Source organism: Pirellula sp. SH-Sr6A (assembly GCF_001610875.1).
Classification (GTDB): Bacteria; Planctomycetota; Planctomycetia; order Pirellulales; family Pirellulaceae; genus JBKCUI01.
The window spans coordinates 4,144,331-4,160,610 of sequence record NZ_CP011272.1 but is presented as its reverse complement, the minus strand read 5'-3'; the positions used below and the strand labels follow the sequence as shown (position 1 = coordinate 4,160,610).

19 protein-coding genes are annotated in these 16,280 nt (G+C 54.3%); 18 read left to right on the top strand and 1 reads right to left on the bottom strand.

What is annotated here, in order from left to right; translation table 11 throughout:
- Window positions 1–2: 2 nt before the first annotated feature.
- The 9 genes from VN12_RS15825 (at window position 3) to VN12_RS15785 (ending at window position 9,380) form a co-directional block, all read left to right on the top strand.
- The gene (locus VN12_RS15825; RefSeq protein ID WP_146677746.1) at window positions 3–1,580 is read left to right on the top strand and encodes a phage portal protein; all 1,578 of its coding nucleotides are present in this window, start codon (window positions 3–5) and stop codon (window positions 1,578–1,580) included.
- Window positions 1,577–2,230 carry an HK97 family phage prohead protease gene (locus VN12_RS15820; protein ID WP_146677745.1) on the top strand — a complete coding sequence of 218 codons (654 nt, stop codon included), beginning with the start codon at window positions 1,577–1,579 and terminating at the stop codon, window positions 2,228–2,230. The genes VN12_RS15825 and VN12_RS15820 overlap by 4 nt, the downstream gene beginning before the upstream one ends.
- A complete protein-coding gene (locus tag VN12_RS15815; protein WP_146677744.1) occupies window positions 2,221–4,164 on the top strand; it encodes a hypothetical protein in 1,944 nt (647 codons plus the stop codon). The genes VN12_RS15820 and VN12_RS15815 overlap by 10 nt, the downstream gene beginning before the upstream one ends.
- An 856-nt stretch (window positions 4,165–5,020) precedes the next feature.
- Window positions 5,021–5,317, top strand: coding sequence for a hypothetical protein (locus VN12_RS15810; protein WP_146675972.1), 297 nt, complete (start codon window positions 5,021–5,023; stop codon window positions 5,315–5,317).
- Window positions 5,317–5,724, top strand: coding sequence for a hypothetical protein (locus tag VN12_RS15805; RefSeq protein ID WP_146675973.1), 408 nt, complete (start codon window positions 5,317–5,319; stop codon window positions 5,722–5,724). The genes VN12_RS15810 and VN12_RS15805 overlap by 1 nt, the downstream gene beginning before the upstream one ends.
- 23 nt (window positions 5,725–5,747) lie before the next feature.
- The gene (locus VN12_RS15800; RefSeq protein ID WP_146677743.1) at window positions 5,748–6,671 is read left to right on the top strand and encodes a hypothetical protein; all 924 of its coding nucleotides are present in this window, start codon (window positions 5,748–5,750) and stop codon (window positions 6,669–6,671) included.
- Between the two features lie 33 nt (window positions 6,672–6,704).
- Window positions 6,705–7,280, top strand: coding sequence for a hypothetical protein (locus tag VN12_RS15795; RefSeq protein ID WP_146677742.1), 576 nt, complete (start codon window positions 6,705–6,707; stop codon window positions 7,278–7,280).
- 200 nt (window positions 7,281–7,480) lie between these two features.
- Window positions 7,481–8,956, top strand: coding sequence for a phage major capsid protein (locus tag VN12_RS15790; protein WP_146677741.1), 1,476 nt, complete (start codon window positions 7,481–7,483; stop codon window positions 8,954–8,956).
- Window positions 8,957–9,032: 76 nt separating this feature from the next.
- A complete protein-coding gene (locus tag VN12_RS15785) occupies window positions 9,033–9,380 on the top strand; it encodes a hypothetical protein (protein WP_146677740.1) in 348 nt (115 codons plus the stop codon).
- Here the strand turns inward: VN12_RS15785 and VN12_RS25890 are convergent.
- Entirely contained in the window at window positions 9,377–9,550 is a 174-nt protein-coding gene (locus VN12_RS25890; RefSeq protein WP_168164451.1) for a hypothetical protein, read from the bottom strand. The two genes, VN12_RS15785 and VN12_RS25890, sit on opposite strands and share 4 nt — an antisense overlap.
- 95 nt (window positions 9,551–9,645) lie before the next feature.
- Between VN12_RS25890 and VN12_RS15780 the strand changes: the two genes are divergently transcribed.
- The 9 genes from VN12_RS15780 (at window position 9,646) to VN12_RS15740 (ending at window position 16,280) form a co-directional block, all read left to right on the top strand.
- Window positions 9,646–10,248, top strand: coding sequence for a head-tail connector protein (locus VN12_RS15780; RefSeq protein ID WP_168164450.1), 603 nt, complete (start codon window positions 9,646–9,648; stop codon window positions 10,246–10,248).
- Window positions 10,245–10,565 (top strand): phage head closure protein, encoded by a 321-nt coding sequence (locus tag VN12_RS15775; protein ID WP_146677738.1) that lies wholly within the window; start codon window positions 10,245–10,247, stop codon window positions 10,563–10,565. Before VN12_RS15780 ends, VN12_RS15775 begins: the two co-directional genes overlap by 4 nt.
- Window positions 10,562–10,966 carry a DUF3168 domain-containing protein gene (locus tag VN12_RS15770; RefSeq protein WP_146677737.1) on the top strand — a complete coding sequence of 135 codons (405 nt, stop codon included), beginning with the start codon at window positions 10,562–10,564 and terminating at the stop codon, window positions 10,964–10,966. The genes VN12_RS15775 and VN12_RS15770 overlap by 4 nt, the downstream gene beginning before the upstream one ends.
- Window positions 10,967–11,428, top strand: coding sequence for a hypothetical protein (locus VN12_RS15765; protein WP_146677736.1), 462 nt, complete (start codon window positions 10,967–10,969; stop codon window positions 11,426–11,428).
- A gap of 29 nt (window positions 11,429–11,457) precedes the next feature.
- A complete protein-coding gene (locus VN12_RS15760; protein WP_146677735.1) occupies window positions 11,458–12,009 on the top strand; it encodes a hypothetical protein in 552 nt (183 codons plus the stop codon).
- A 250-nt stretch (window positions 12,010–12,259) separates the two neighbouring features.
- Window positions 12,260–12,859, top strand: a complete 600-nt coding sequence (locus VN12_RS15755; protein WP_146677734.1) for an HK97-gp10 family putative phage morphogenesis protein — start codon at window positions 12,260–12,262, stop codon at window positions 12,857–12,859.
- The gene (locus VN12_RS15750; protein ID WP_146677733.1) at window positions 12,860–15,079 is read left to right on the top strand and encodes a hypothetical protein; all 2,220 of its coding nucleotides are present in this window, start codon (window positions 12,860–12,862) and stop codon (window positions 15,077–15,079) included.
- Between the two features lie 40 nt (window positions 15,080–15,119).
- Window positions 15,120–15,953, top strand: a complete 834-nt coding sequence (locus VN12_RS15745; RefSeq protein ID WP_146677732.1) for a hypothetical protein — start codon at window positions 15,120–15,122, stop codon at window positions 15,951–15,953.
- A gap of 6 nt (window positions 15,954–15,959) precedes the next feature.
- Window positions 15,960–16,280, top strand: coding sequence for a hypothetical protein (locus VN12_RS15740; RefSeq protein WP_146677731.1), 321 nt, complete (start codon window positions 15,960–15,962; stop codon window positions 16,278–16,280).

Genomic DNA, 16,280 nt, shown 5'->3' with positions numbered 1-16,280 from the left:
CTATGGGAAACTGGATTACAAGAACACTAAGCCGAGCGGCTTCTTGGGTTTCGCGTTCCCTCGAAGATCCTAGTCAACCTGTGACGGTCGATTCATTACTCGCCGATAGCGGTGAATCATTCGTTGGTGATGCGGGCGCAACGGTCACCGCATCGAAAGCACTGGGGTATGCGCCACTCCACCAAGCTGTTTCGATGATCTCAGGGGATTGTGCGAAGCTTCCACTCAATGTTTATCGTCGGACTGACATGGGGCGCACGGTTGCCACTGACCATCCAGTGCAACGCGTTGTCCATCGTTATGGGATGGCGAATGAAGAAATCAATTCCTACAAGTTTTGGAGACGGCATTTCGCGTGTGCTTTGCTTTGGGGTAACGCCTACGCTTGGATCGACCGAAGTAACCGCGGAGATGTGGTCGGACTCTACCAACTGCTCCCTGACCGGACTTGGCTGGAGAGAGTGAACGGAGTACTCGTATGCCGAACCCAAACCCAACGCGGTACCCGGACCTTTTCGAAGGACGACATTCTTCACCTCGAGGGACTTTCGATCGACGGTATCGCTGGGGCCCACGTGATCCGATGCTTCCGGCAGGACTTCTCAATTGCTCTGGCAGCTAAACAATTCGAATCACGGTTCTTTAAAAACAATATGAGCGCGGGCGGTATCCTGCAGGTGAAGCAGGGGACCAATCCCAACAAAGTCAAAAAGACTCAGAAGGAGATCGACGAGAAATTCGCGGGGTCAGACAAGGCATTCAAAACACTGGTCATTCGCGACGCAATGCAATGGATATCAACCCAAGTCGATCCACAAAAAGCACAGCTGCCGCAACTGAAGGAAGACCAGGTTCGCGAAGTTGCGAGAATGTACAACCTCCCTCCGTCGAGGCTGGGCCTGAAGGACTCGGTGAGCCACAATTCTCTCGAGGCGGATAAACAAAACTACCACGATGGGGCGTTGTCCCATTGGCTCGTTGGCAACGCGGCCGAATGCACCACCAAACTTCTAACTCAAGAGGAACGTGATGCAGGAATGTACATCGAAAACAACATCAATGCGTTGTTGTGGGCGGACGCGCTGACTCGAAATACCATCGCCATCACCGGTATTCAGTCGGGGCGATTCTCGCCAAACGAAACGCGAGGCTGGGAGAACTACGACAGCTACGAGGGTGGCGACACCAAGTACATCCCACTAAACCTACAGGCGATCGAACCGGGCGTTTCCGCGGAAACGGGTTTCAGGTCTCGACGCCGCAAACGCACTTCTCGCGTCCACTCATCTCACGGTACCGCATATCGAGCTCTCCTCGAGGAGGCTTTTGGTCGAGCGATCAATCGAATCTGCATACGCAGCGATCGCAACAAGCCTCTCGAGGAAGATCGACAGAACGTCGTCGCGATCGTAGAGAACGTCATGAGAAACGTTTCCGCCCTGGTCGGATCGACCTATGCGAACGAGGCGAACGAGTGGTTTGACTCGCTTCTCGGTCTGGACGCGTCTAGCCTTCGCGTCCACGCCGAGGCGAGCAGCCGAGAATGGATCGACAAACTCCTGAAGGGTGAAAAGCCATGATGCACCATAGACGATTCTCTGTGCCAAATATGAAATCAACCGAACGTCGGTTGGTGATTCAGAAGCGTAACGCCACTAGTGACTCGAATGTTATTCGGGGTTACGGCGCCGTGTTTTATAACGAGTCGGATCCTCAAACTGAGTATTGGCTTTGGGATGATTTGGTGGAGAGGATCATGCCAGGAGCCTTTGACCGTGTCATCAAGGAAGGCCAGGATGTGCGGTGCTTGTTCAATCACGATATGAACTACGTCTTAGGCCGAACGCTTTCGGGCACGTGCCGTATCAACACCGACGGGGTCGGACTGTACTACGAGTGCGACGAATCGACGAACGATCCGCAGTGGCAAAGCGTGGCCGAAAAGCTAACACATGGCGATGTGACCGGATCTAGCTTCTCGTTCTATCCATCGGCCACCATCTGGGAAACGATCAAGGCCGAAGGAAAGACCTTCGATGTTCGATGGATCAAGGAAATTGGAGTCTGCTATGACGTTGGTCCCGTAACCTTTCCCGCATACAACGCTGCGACGTCGAGTCGATCGATTTGTCCACAAGAGCGAACCTCCCTACTCGGAGAACGAAACGAGTTCTGGCGATCCCGTGACGACGTGTCGGTAAGATTAAGGGAGCTTGAGAAATGGGAGTAACCCCAGGCGTACCTCGTCAAGGTGGACTCAGTACTGAAGATGTACAGTCAGCGATTACGGCCGCTCTCGCTGCATACACTCCAACAGCAAACCTCGCACCCATCGCGACGTCTGGCTCCGCATCCGATCTCATCACCGGCACGCTCGCAAACGCACGGCTCTCGCCCCAGGTTGTCCGCAGCGACTTCTCTTACTCGGATCCAGCGTGGATTAACGCGATCGCGGCGAGCAAGCTTAGCGGAACGATCTCCGATGCAAGACTATCGGCCAACATCCCTCGCTTAGATACCGTCAACGCATTCATTGCGAGCCAGGTTTTCAACGCGTCCGTGGTGATCGGCGGATTGCTCGGTCCTCGAATTCGCCAATCGACGGGGCAAGTATTTCGCCTCAACACCAACGACGACTTAGCCCGCGCAGGCCTGGAGCTTGGGGACCTCAACGCTAGTGGTAACGGGTCTATCACGGGAACCCTCCAAATCGGTGGAGCGGCCGGGCATCTTCTGCGCTGGAACGTGGGTGCTGCCGCGCTGGAGGTTCGCGATTCGGCCAACGCGTTCTACCGCAAGACGCGGTTAGGCGAGTTGCAAATCATTTCTGATACTGGCGGCAACTTTGGTACGCCATCAAATGCCAGGCTTGGGTTCTTAAGTCAGGTCGGTGGCTACATCGCGGGTGCGATCAGTGGTCGTACTTACTCTGGCAGTGCGATCTACGGTGACATCGTAATATCTGCCAGCCCATCTATCGGTACGGGCCAAAATGACTACTCCGGCTTAACCGATGACCTCGCGATTCGCGGCAACACGGGCAACGTGGAAATCAATCGAGGTCTCCTTGGGATTGGAATGGCGGGCCAATCAGCTCGCTCAGTCTCGATCCTTCCCGTAAACACAGGCGATCGAACCGGCGTGCGAGTCTATGACTATGGGGCATTCGCGAGTGCGGTTTCGCAAACGGGATTCGAGGTCGCGTACCTCGGAGGAACGCTGTCCGCCCCGGCGACTCCGGTATCAGGGCACTACCGAAACATTCTTAGCTTCAAGACTGGCGGGACCAACGGTTTGGTATCTGGGTCGCCGTCCTTTGCAATCCGCAGCACCATCGGAAGCGTGATTGGCTCGTCGCTTTGCGAAGTAAACACCTCGTTCATGGTGACTCCTACCATCACGGGCGTGACAACTGCCGTCCAAACGATCTTTGGACAGTCAGGCCTAGTTGATTTCCCAATCGGGCAAATCCAACTCGGTACCAATGTTCGCCTTAAGAACAACGCAGGCTCGCTCCAAGCACGCAACAGCGGGGACTCCGCATTCGCGAATCTCGAAGCGGCCGTCATCACCTCGGCGTTCCAAACCCTTGCGGGCGATCCGAGCACGCTTGATATTGCTACTGGCTTAGGGCGTCTCGTTAAGAACACTCTCACAAACGAGATCGCCAAGTTCATCAACGATGCTGGCGTGATTCGAAGGATCACCACGAGCCCGCCCTGGTCGTCGATCCTCAGCAAACCAACAACGCTCGCGGGATACGGGATTACCGATGCTGTCGCTTCGAACGATGCGCGCATCACCAATGGAGCCATAACATTCCTGATCGATGGGGGAGGCTCTGTGATCGCAGTCGGTGAAAAGTCGCTCCTCTTCCGCGTGCCTTACAACTGCACAATCACCGGCTGGGAGCTCGTCGCGAACGCATCCGGATCGATCGTAATAGACGTCTGGAAGGACTCGTACGCGAACTTCCCACCGACGAACGGGGATTCGATCGTCGCGGCCGCAAAGCCCACGCTCGCCTCCCAGGTCAAGGCTCAATCGTCGACGCTGACCGGATGGACCACCGCATTGAACGCTGGGGACTACATCAAGCTCGAAGTCGAATCAGCATCGACCGTAAATGTCGCGGTACTCACTCTCACGGTGACGAGGACATAGCATGGCAGTGGTGACTCGATGGTTTTCAACGACATCGGCAGGGGCAGGCGATGGGACATCGTGGGCTGATCGTGCTCAATTGGTGAGTGGTGCTACGTGGTCGAGTGTAATCACCGGCTTTAATTTCTCTTTAGGTGATTCGCTTGAGTGCAGAATTGGGCCAGGAACTTATGCGTACACAGCAACGTTGACCAACGCTTCATTTACAACCCCCCCTACAAGATCTAACCGAATATACATTATTGGATCAGATTCGTGGGGAATGCCGATTCAACCCAGCGGTTGGATTTCGCCAGTACCAATCTACCCGTCAACTAACTACCCGTTATTCACGTCTAGCTCCGGAGTGGGGTTGTTCGGGGTAACCTGGCTGGAAGTAGCTTTCATCAAAGCAATAGTATCGTCTAACGGAAGCATCATCGGTGCCCCAGTAGTTATGTTTTGTGATTTAGAAAACACGGCTAGCCACGCGTCTGCAAGATGCTTCTCCATAACCCGTCTTGGTATGCACTTTGTAAATAACAAACTTAAATGCTCTGGTTCAATCTACGACAGAATCATAGACATTCAGGATTCAGGGTACGCCAACATTATAAATTGCCGACTAGAAGGAAACGCGTCTGCTTCATCCGGCGGAAGGCATGGACTGACCGCCAATTCATGGCAACCGGCAAATAACTATAAAAACCTAACTATCGTGAACAATCCGGGTACAGCGATTCACATAAACGCAGGCAGTCCAAGTTGGTATGGAGAAGGTCTAACGAATTCCATTTTGAGCAACAACGGAAGAGGTTATTACGTTGATCCAAACGCAAGTATAGCTGGAAGTATTCCAATTACTTTATCTGGGAACATGATAACTGGCAACGCGACTTATGGCGTTGAGCTAGGAACCAACAACGACGAAGTATGGCTCCTCAATAATCGATTTCGCAACAACGGAACTGCTGACTACAACTCACTGCTAAACGTCCCATTCACTAGCAACTACACCGCAGCCGGGACCGATGCCGATGAGTTCGTCGATGCTCTCAATGGTGACTACCGAATCAAGCTAGGCTCCGCGTACTGGGGCAAAGGCATCGGTGCAGGCGACGAGCCCTCCAGCGGTTCTTTCATTCTTCCTTCTAACTCCGCATGGGTAGCGTAATGTTTGCATCACCGACGATTCCTACGAATCCCGAGTCTTTGCTGATCGCGAAAGAGTTGCTCGATTCCAGCAATTCGACACTCGCTAACCTCGCCAAGTTCAGACGGGAGCAGTTCCAACGGTTCTGGTACCAATCGCGCCAACAGCTTCGGACGCGACAGGATGTTAACGAGATTCTCTCTCAAATGGACGCGGCATCGCCCGGTCAATCTGCTCGGTTTTTTGCAAGTGCGAAGGCACTAGTGGACCTCATCGAAGCCATTTCGGGCGAACCGATGGAGCCTGAAGAATGGATGCCTCCTTATGAATACACGATTGATCCGGAGACTTATTCACTCCGAATGACGATCCCGCCTGAACCCGAGTCCGAGCCTGAGCCCGAGCCTGAAGCTGAACCCAACGAGTAAACGCTATACCTACCGAGGAAACCATGTCAGAAGTTCGTTCCGCATTGCCTTACATTTCGCACCTTCGCGTGACCAAGCGCCCCACGATCAAGTGGGAGCCTATCGGCTACGACGCTCAAAACGGTGAGGATCTTTACCGCCAGGGGGTCGATCTCCCCGGCATCGAGTGCGAAGTGACGCCCTACATGGGAAGCGTGAAGGGGCCAGCCGCAACGTATCGATTCCCCCTGAAGGCCTTCTTCGAGGCGAACTTGGCCAAGCTGCAAGCCAAGCCGCAGAAGAACGACCAGGACAACGCTGCGATTGCCAACTTGCAAGCTACGATCGCCAATCCGGAGACGATTTGGGCCGAGTCGATTCTGCTCGCCGGAGGCCTCCCAACGCTCACCGCATTGTGGCAAGACGTGTTTAGCGACGCGCTCGACGAGTTCACGGAGTGGAGCGAACCCGAAGTAGCGGCCGGTGGAATCCCACTCTACGTGCGCGAGATGCAATGGGACGCTCGCATCCCCTACGAGTCTGCCAAGTCGATCACCCTTAAAGTGGGCCTGTTCGATACCGAACAGGAGGAAGGCGCTCCTGCGTTGTACACGCTCAGTTTCGAGGACGCCGCGACGCGGGCCCAACGCGAGGCCTACAACGCGCAGCTCGTTCAACGCATCACGCAGCTGACGGCCGCGATCGCGGGACTTCCTGAAGGTCCAAGCGAGACGCGAACGCAAATGGAACAGGAGCTCGCTGGATACCAAGCCGAAAAGGCCCAACGCGACGCAGTCGAGAACGGACTCATGAGCGATCTACTATCCAACGCGTCCGTGCAGCAATCGCTCCCGACGTTGCTGGTGGCGATCCTCGGTGCATTGAAAGCCGTCTATTGGCCCGACCTCGACATGCAGATGGTGCAAGAGCGACTGGCCGAAACGCTCGGAGAGTTGGCAGCCGCGTAAAAAACTTCTCTTCACAACAAATAGTTGGCAGCGATGGAAACACTCACTTTTACCGCACAATCTGGTGTCCTGGACTTCTACGTTCTCCCTGAAGGCTCCTCGCTTGCCGCGTGGGACACCAACGCGGAGTATCCGATAGAAGGTGAGAGCGGGCATTACAGCGTGGAAGTCGATCCCAGCATTGCTACGGTGTGGAGGTTGTTTCGTGGATCAACTCAACCTTCATCCTGGAACGATTGGCTTGAGGTATTTCGTATCCAATCGATTGCGGTGCTACCGACCCAAGGTATGGACGACAGGGATTACTCTGTTGCAACAATCCAGGCGAGCGTAGACGCGGATCTTTCGATAGCCAGAACAGTCCGCGATGCCGCTAACGAACCAGTTCTCTTACCAACTTGCGACTTCGTATTATGCGACAAGAACCAGAAGCACCTCGCAACGATCCCGCCCACGATCTCGGGCGCTAGCTACACGGTTCAGGTGCCACGATCGCTGACCAAGTTGGAACGAACGATCTTCTTTGCACTGAGGATTCGCGACAGCTCGAACCTTGATTTGGATCGAGGCACAATCCAGTTTGTCTACGCGGCGACCGCGCCGGTTTAGGTACTTTGCAACCGTAAATTTTGTGCCTGTATATTGTCCCCGGAATTTGCCCAGTGACTCTCACGGGCCAGACGTCTAGACGCTGGCACGTTGGACTATCTCACTTTTGCCAGCGTTCATACGCGACGGTGGGCAGCAATCGCAGCCGGTAAGGCTTGCACCGTCAATTCATAGTGGGTCCGACATTCCGAGGTAAGACAATGAGTGTAATTGCAGAGAAGCGTAAGAAGGCTGCTGAGCTTGCGGCAGAGATCAAGAAACAAGGCTCGGCGTATAACGAGCGAAAAAAGGCTTCCGAGAAAGATCCAGCAGTCAGTCTCTGGCCTGATGAAACGCGATCCGCGTGGGATAAGGTCAACGCCGAATACGATTCCTTGAAGAATGAACTGAAGTCGCTCGAGGATGACGAGTCGATCAATAACCGCATCACCGAGATCAACGAGTGGGAAGGACGTTCGACTCAACACGGAAAACAAAAGCCTGGACTCGATGACACCAACCCGGCCACCGGTCGAGCTTACGGTGAGGATTTCGAGGATCGCGAGGAGGCTCGTGCTTTTGCTCAACGTCAAGCGGACCAGCGGCAGTTCATGCGGGCCTTCATCGTCTCGCACATCAATCCCGATCTGATTGATCGCGATATGCGTTCGGCGTGCCAGCGACTCGAAGTAGAACCTAGCCGTCCATCCATCCGTTGCCAATTGCTCGACACCGAAAAGCACAAACGGCTTCAACGGGCTGCAAGGCTCACAAACCACGCCCTTCTTGAAGATCGGCTCGAAGAAGAACACCGGAGCATGAGCAAGGGTGGGGTCGGGACCGGTTCTGAATTGGTCCCAATCACCTTCATCAATTCGATTGAATTGGCGATGTTGGCAACGAGTCCATTCTTCGCATATGTGGATTTGATGCGAACCGAAACGGGCGAGGAGATCAAGTGGCCGATTGGTGATGACACAGCGAACGAAGGGACTCAGATCAACGAGGCCCAGGACATCAACGCGCTGGCTCAACCAGATGCCGTCCTACAGCAACTCTCTCTAAAAGCCTACGACTTCACCTCGAACTTCATCAAGGTTTCCGAACAACTCAGTCGTGATTCCCTGCCCCGAATTGATCTGATTGTGGGGAGCATGATTGGAGAGAGACTAGGACGCATCAAGTTGCGTCGCGCAACGTTGGGCAACGGAACCACCCAGCCAGGAGGGGTCGTGACACAGGCTGCAGCTGGAGTAACGGCCGCACTCGCCGCCGCCATTGGCGCAGACGACACGGTCAAACTGCAGCATGCTGTGGATCCAACGTATCGAGGGAATGGCATGTACATGGCCCACGATATTGTGATTCAAGCTTTGCGGCTGCTGAAGGATACCCAAGGCCGATATCTTTGGGCATCCGGATTGAAGGATGGAGTCCCAGACACTCTGAACGGCCAAGCGATCATTTACAACCAGTACATGGCTAGTACGATCGCTACCACACAAATAACGATGCTCTACGGAGACTTCCGATACTACAAGGTTCGAGAAGTCGGGAACATCGTTATCAAGAAGCTCATTGAACGCTTCGCGGAGACAATGCAAGTTGGGTTCATGGGGTACCAGGCCATGGATGGACGATTGCAGCGCTGGACCGCTGACGCCCCATGCCCAGTGAAGAAGCTCACCCAAGCTTAATCATCGTTTGCGTTTCAAGTCTCCCTTCGTGCTCGATCGACTCGCCCCGATCGAGCATTTTCTAGGATCAATCTTTATGGCTCATGTGATTGTGCTCGCATCGTTGGGTGGGACCGATTTTACCATCATCCCCAACCAACTTTTGGAATGTACCGACGAGGAAGCTGAAAGGCTTGTTGACTCGGGTCAGGCCCGTCGACTACTCAAATCCGAACCGACTGAATTGCAGTTGGAAACGGTCTTTCGACTGCCAGTAACGGTGGCGATTGAAGAACCTGGCTCGGAACGGACCGACGAGTCCGACCTAGAAACCGAATCGTCCGAAGACGGTGGAGACTCGAACTCGGACGATGAAGTCAATTCGAAACTCGAATCGGAAACACAACCATCACAGCCATCCAATGGACGTCGCCGAAGGAACTAACGTGTTTGCTGGATCCGGAGGACTTGGAAGAAGAGTCCTTCGGAGACATCTACCTCAGTTGGTTCGATCTCTCGAAGCGATTTCGACGTGACTTCACCATCGAATTGCTTCGGTCCCCGATCGCGAGAGCCAAGCCAAGGCTCGGGGTTATGGAGTTGGAATGCGATCACCACCTCCTCGCCACAGCATCTAGACGATGGGTGTTGTTCAGCTTCGCAACGAAGCGATTGTTTCGAGACCTTTGGATGTACAGGGAAGCCTACGAATGCGCATCGCGAGAATTTCCGAAAACACGTTTTGGGTGGTCACTCCCGAACGTGTTAGACGCAATTCGCGAATTCCCGATACAACCGAAGACGATTGGATCATCGAAGCAATCGAATCAGCCCACGAATACATCGAGGAGTATTTAGGATGTTGCATCGCGATGGCAGATTATCGGATGACGCTCGATCGGTTTCCGCGGAAACGAGGATCGATCGATCTGCCCGTATGGCCTGTAAAAGAGGTTGCGAGCGTGCAGTATGTGGATCCGACCGGTGCCGTGCAGTCGATCGAACTCGACAAGATAGTACAACCGGCGGACAACGGCCGATTCAGCCTCCGACTCAAGGACCATGAGTGCTTCCCAAGTACTCGAGCTACCCCAAACGCGGTGAGCATTACCTTCACTGCGGGTTGGAGCGAGGTTGAAAAAGTACCCAAAACGTTGACGCGAGCTGCTCTGATGCTCACTTCGCACTGGTACGAAAACCGCGAGACCGTGCTCATTGGAACGATCTCGAAAGAGATTGAACACGGAACCGTCGCAATGCTCGAGCAATTGAGACCCGCGGAAGACTACACGGCCGGAGAGGTGTGCGAATGAGGGCGGGTAGGCTTCGCCATCGAATCACGATACAGCGACGTGAACAAAACTACGATGACTTAGGTCACGAACAAGGGGACTGGAAAACAATCGCCTCTGGGCACCCTGCGTTGGTCGAAGATCTTAGCGGGCGCGAACTCGAACGATATCGTCAGATCGTTGCTGAAGTGACGACGAGAATTACCACCCGACGAAGCGCAGCCAACTTTAAAGACCGCATTCTGTTTCGCGGACGGATCTTGAACGTGTTGTCCCAGACTTATAACGAGATCGAAACCGAGCAAGAGATACTCTGTGCGGAGGTCCTGCAAGGATGAGCCACGCGACCCTACCCGACCTCATCCGCGAACGATTGAAATCGATTCCCGAGATTCACCAGAAGATTGCGGGGAGAATCCATTACCAACAGATTCCCCAATCATCGACCTATCCGCATATATGGTTCGCTCGCCGAGGATCGAACACCGATGACCTCATGGACAGCGATGGGATTCTGAGGGATCGATATGTGGTCGAGATCGTAACCAAAACATTCGATGACCAATTGGTCACTGCCGTGATTGATGCACTTCAATTCGATGGAATCGCACTACCTTCCATGACCGTCGCAACGAGCGACCTCGACGAGGTAGATGACGAATATGCGTTTGAATCCGGCAACGGTGATTCCGCCCTTTGTATGCACGCATTCGTGCTAACGCTTTATGTAGGTGACTAAATGCCAAAGAAGAAGAAGCTTGGAGCAGGAACGCGGGTCTCGATTAATGGAGTAGTCTTTGAGTTCTTCGAGGAGTTCACACCTCCAGAGCGTTCGCGGGGACTTACGGATGTCACCACCATGGAGGACGATGCTGTCGACTCTCTCGACCATGACCCACCAGACTACGGTAGTTTAAAACTGGTCGGTATGTACGACCCCGACGATGCGGGCGATAAAGCAATCGAAGACTTCTTTGACAATGACGACATCAACGAACGCGAGGCGACGATCGTTGTCTCGTACCGTCGAACCGGAACAGGAACTGCCCCCGCGGCGTCTACCTGGACCTACAACACCATCACTTATACCTGCCGAATCAACAAGATTGCGCCAAGTGGCGTCAAACGCACCGAAGGTATCAAGGTGGAAATCGAAGCGAAGGTTACCGCGAAACCGGTACGCGCAACTACTGGGGTTTAATTTCACACTTCAACCAACACTTGAAAGCCATGGATTACCTAACCAAACTTCGACAGAACCGCGAAACCGCCGTCCGAGCAAATCCGGTGGCGGTACCTGAGCTGCAACATTTGTTCAAGCCGGGTGAGCCAACGCTCTTCTATATCGCGACCTTGACCGCCGTTGAAAAGGATCGAATGGATGACGCTTATTCGTCGTTCTTGAAACGCAACGAGATCTCAGACAAGGACTCCCGAGACCTGTATCGATCCTTCGTCGTGGCATATTGCCTGTGCGATGATAAGAACGAACGGAGTGCGACCGATGACGACACACTCGACCAGTTGGTCTCCTATGTCGCGGAGACCGGTAACAAAATCATCGGCCGATTGTTCACAGTCTGCAACGGCGCGAATCGAATCTACGGTCTCGATGAGGAATTAAAAAAAAGCACCGTAGCGGGAGCCCCGCAGGCGAAGAGCGAAGATGGCAGTGGCGAACAGCCCTCTACCTCGGCTTCCCGTCGCGGACCGCGTGGCTCAGCTGCATCAGTGCAGCCGAATACGCAGAGCTCCGAGACCTCTGTCAGCTCGAGTTCCTAGGACTCGATCGACTGGATCTGCATGCGGCGTCCATATCGCCGCTCGGGCTGGAGCCATCGCAGTTTCAGTATGAGGCTACCCCCGAGGCCTCCGACGATGACTTCGATGATATCTGCGAGGCTTCAGGGATTTAGTTTCCGCGGAAACGATTCCTACTCAGACTCCTTGGAGGCCGTCTCTCTATGTCAACACTTACTCAGGGCGAGACTAGAGGGACGGCTTTCGTGTTTACGATCATCAAGACAAGAGCATGCCTCGCAAAATCACGATGGTTCTGACCGGATCCGAAGAACTCAACAGAAAGCTTGAGGAGCTCACAAGCAAACAAGCAAAGGAAGCAATTCGCAAAGCGGCGAGGCCCGCTCTTCAACCCACGTTGGCTGCCGCACGTGCGAACGCCCCGAAACGATCTGGCAGGCTCCAGCGATCGATCAAGATTCGAGCGATCAAGCGATCGAGGAGTCGCATCGGGGCACGAGTCACCACCGCCAAGAGCGATAACCAATTCAGTGGCAAGACGTTTTATGCGGCTTTCCAAGAGTGGGGATGGAAGACCGGCAGCCGTCGGGGGGAGCTCAACGCTGTCGCTCGCCGAATAGCGAACCAACTCCGACGCGAATCCCGAGCGGCCAAGGGATTGAAGAAGCGTGGTTCAGACTTCCGAGCTCGGCAGGAGAATTACTTCGCGAGCGAGGGAGCTCGCCGAGCTGCTCGACAAAAGATAGCCATCCGGCGACAGATCCCAGCCAAAGAGTTTTTGCGGCGAGCGGCGCGGAGCACGAAGAGCCAGGCATTGAAGCTCTATTCCGACTCCATTCGCACCTACATTCGATCGATCGCGAGGACCTAGATGGCAGTCGTTGAAACGCTAGATATCGTGCTAGGTGCAAAGACCCAGCAAGCGGACTCGGCTCTTCGCGATTCGATCAACGAAACGCGCGCGGTAAAGAGAGAATTCGATTCTCTCTCATCCAGCATGTCCTCATTCGAACCGATCACCGTGGCAGTCACCGCCGGTATTACGGACATGCTAGGTGCGATCCCCGGAGTATCGGCCGGGATTCAAGTGTTCCAAGCGACTGCACAAGCACTTAATGCGGTATTTGCCGCACGGCATGCAGCTGGAGCAGCTCGCATCGAAAAAGCTCTGGAGGGCGTTAAGTCTAAATCCAAGGATGCTGTCCAAGAAATCAAGGTGATGAGGACGGAGCTTGAAAGAGCAGCCGATGCAGCAGACGACATCATCGACGTCGACTTCACCGTGATCAACACCGGTGCGCCCAAAATTGGAGCGGGACGCGGATTGATACCGCGTCCAACTTCTCAAAACAATTCCCTGAAACCTTTTGAAGTTGGGCAGGGGCGATCCCCAGAAGCTCAGAAAGCCTACGAGAGATCAATCGATGAGGCACTCGTAAAGACTGCGACGTATCGGAGTACTTGGACGGCGGCCGGTGGTGCATCTCGTGCCGCCACCGCATTGGGTGCGGCCGGTGCGGCCGCCGTGGCAGCTGGTGTGGGCATCGCCGTCGCAGGGATCGCCGGAATGGCAATCGCCTGGAGCAACGTCAGTGCACAAATGGCCGTCGTCGATGAGATCGCAGACTCTGCGAGCAAACTGGGCATGTCGTTTCGCGACCTTTCAACGATGCGACTCTCGCTCGCTGAGACTTCGGGAATGGATCCCGCTTCGATTGACAACGCGATCCAGAAGATGACCGTCGGGCTGTCTGACGCCGCGAGCAAACAATCGGGAGAACTATTCGACAAGCTCTCGGCTGCCGGACTCAACGCGGGCGAGCTTTTAAAGATGGGCCCAGCCAAAGCCATGGAAGAGATCATGGCGAAAACCCAGGACCTGCAGAATCCGACCGACCAATTGGTACTCGCGTATGAGTTGTTTGGGAAACAGGGTGCTGCTCTGGTCTCGAGCCTTCGCGATGGCCCAGACGCCTTACGCGATATGGCAGACTGGGCCGATCGGACGGGTGTCAATCTGAGTAACGCGCAAGCGGAACAAGTGGGAGCCGCGAACGATGCCTGGGGTCGACTCGAAATGATTGCGACGGGTGCATGGCGGCAAATCGCGGCGGAGTCCTCACCGGTACTGCAGGTGATCTACGAACAGATCGGCCAGGGGGTGATCAGTTTCAGCGGCTACCTCGACTATCTGCCCAGCATAATCGACAACACAGCCTACTTTGCGGGAGTGCTCTACGATGTCTACGAACTCGTGACCGTGGTCCAATCGACGATGCATAACATCGTCACCCTGAACTGGTCGGAAGTCGGGAAGGATATTGAATCTGCCTTCACCTTCAACACGGGACGCAAGAACATCGAGGCGATCCAAAAGGCCCGCGATGAGGCTGCCGATTCCGCATCCAAGAAGGAAAAGAATCTTACCAACAACGAGAGTCAATTCGCTGCTTACGAAGAACAGAAGCAGAAGGCCAAAGAAGCGGAGGCGGCCGAAGCCGAGCTGACGAAAGAACAGAAGCGACAGGCAGACGAGCGACAGCGAGCTGCCCAGCAATCCGAATCGGCCGTGAAGAAGCGTTTCGACGCCTATCGTCAGGAAATTGAGATTCAAAAGATTCTTGGCTCGATGTCAGCGAAGCAGGCCGAGGAACGTGAGCAAGAAATTCGCGAACGTGTCGCGCTGCATTCAGAGTTACGTGAACATGGCATGTTCAACTTCTCTCGAATTGACGCGTTGGCCGATCAAGCAAATGCCCTCAAGAAGCAAAACGAGGAGCGTCAACGATTAGAGTCGAAAGCTTCGGACCTCAACAAGCAGTATAACCCCGCCTCTCAATTGCGAGAGACGATGCGTGAACTGATGGGCATGCGGCAGCAGGGGTTGATCAGCTCGGACACCTTCCGGAAAGCCGCTCTCGAAGCGGGGAAGAAGGATATGCCCGACTACAAGGGGGCTGTCAGTGCTCAAGCAGGATCGGTCGAGGCTTACAAAATACTCCTCGATCGCGAGAACAGCACGAAGTCGGAACAGATCGCGATAAAGCGTGCAACAGAGGCTTCCGTCGATGTGCTACGCAATGCTTACTGAGTGTCGTGCAATCAGGCGTAACAGTTGGAAGGGCAAGATAATGGCGACGTTACTTAAAGGAGTTCAAAAGGGCAAAGGTGGATCCATACGGAAGTCTGGATCGAATATGGTGTACACCGAACGTCATCGCTACATCGTTCTGTCCGATGTGAAGAATGAGTCAGTACTGGCTGTTCTATCAACACCTGGGTTGCCGCAGGTTATGGTCTCGTCGATCAGCGGGACTGGCGGACAATGCGTATGCGTAGGCCTCGATCCCAAACAGGACGAAGGTAGCCCATTCACATGGTTCGTTGACAGCGAGTGGTCGACGGAGTCGGAGAATCAAACTACTTCATCCAATCCGGATCCCACGACCTGGGTCCCACGATACTCGGGTAAGGTCGAGACCTATCCCGAGGTGATTTACAAAGACTTCTCCACGCCACCAAAACCCTATCTCAATTCGGCAAAGGACAAATTTCCAGAGCCGTTGATCGTTCGAAGACCTGTGATCGTCTACGACTTCTTTCAATACGAAGCCCCGACGGTGACGGACGTACAGATCGGCGATCGCAACGACACCATCAACTCCGCGACCTTCAAGGGCTTCGGTGCCCAGACTCTGAAGCTCACGGTGACGGGGTTTGAACGAGGGTTTTACTTTGGGTACGACTGCGTGCGAATCAATTACTCGGTCGCTTACAAAAAGAACAAGTGGCTCAACACCCCTCTCGATATGGGTTATAGCTACCTCACGTCGACCGGAGAGCGGATCGCAACAGACAAGATCGTTTGCCTGAATTCGGACGGAACAAAGAAGTCCGACAACGCCACACCCGATACGTTGGAGTTCAAGGAATTCCCTGAAATCGCATTCTCCTTCTTACGGTAGGGAACCATGAACGCTCGGCCTGATATCGTCGGATTTAGCCCATCGGATGCAGACCTACTTCTCGCGATGATCGGAGCAGCTGGCGGGCAAGAACTTTCGGTGCAAAGGAGACCACGCCCCCTGGGTATCAAGTGGGGCTTCACGAAATCGGGAGGGCTGGGAGCAAACACGAGTGGTGCCGTTTTCCTGCAGGAGCCAACAGCAGCGGGCTGGGCAAATCACACAGAGGTGATTGCATGGAACCGTGGCTCTGCAATCGCAGCAAGCAAACTCTTAATCCTCATTTCGATCGACAGTCGATGGTGCGCCTTCGAAGTCTGTCCATAA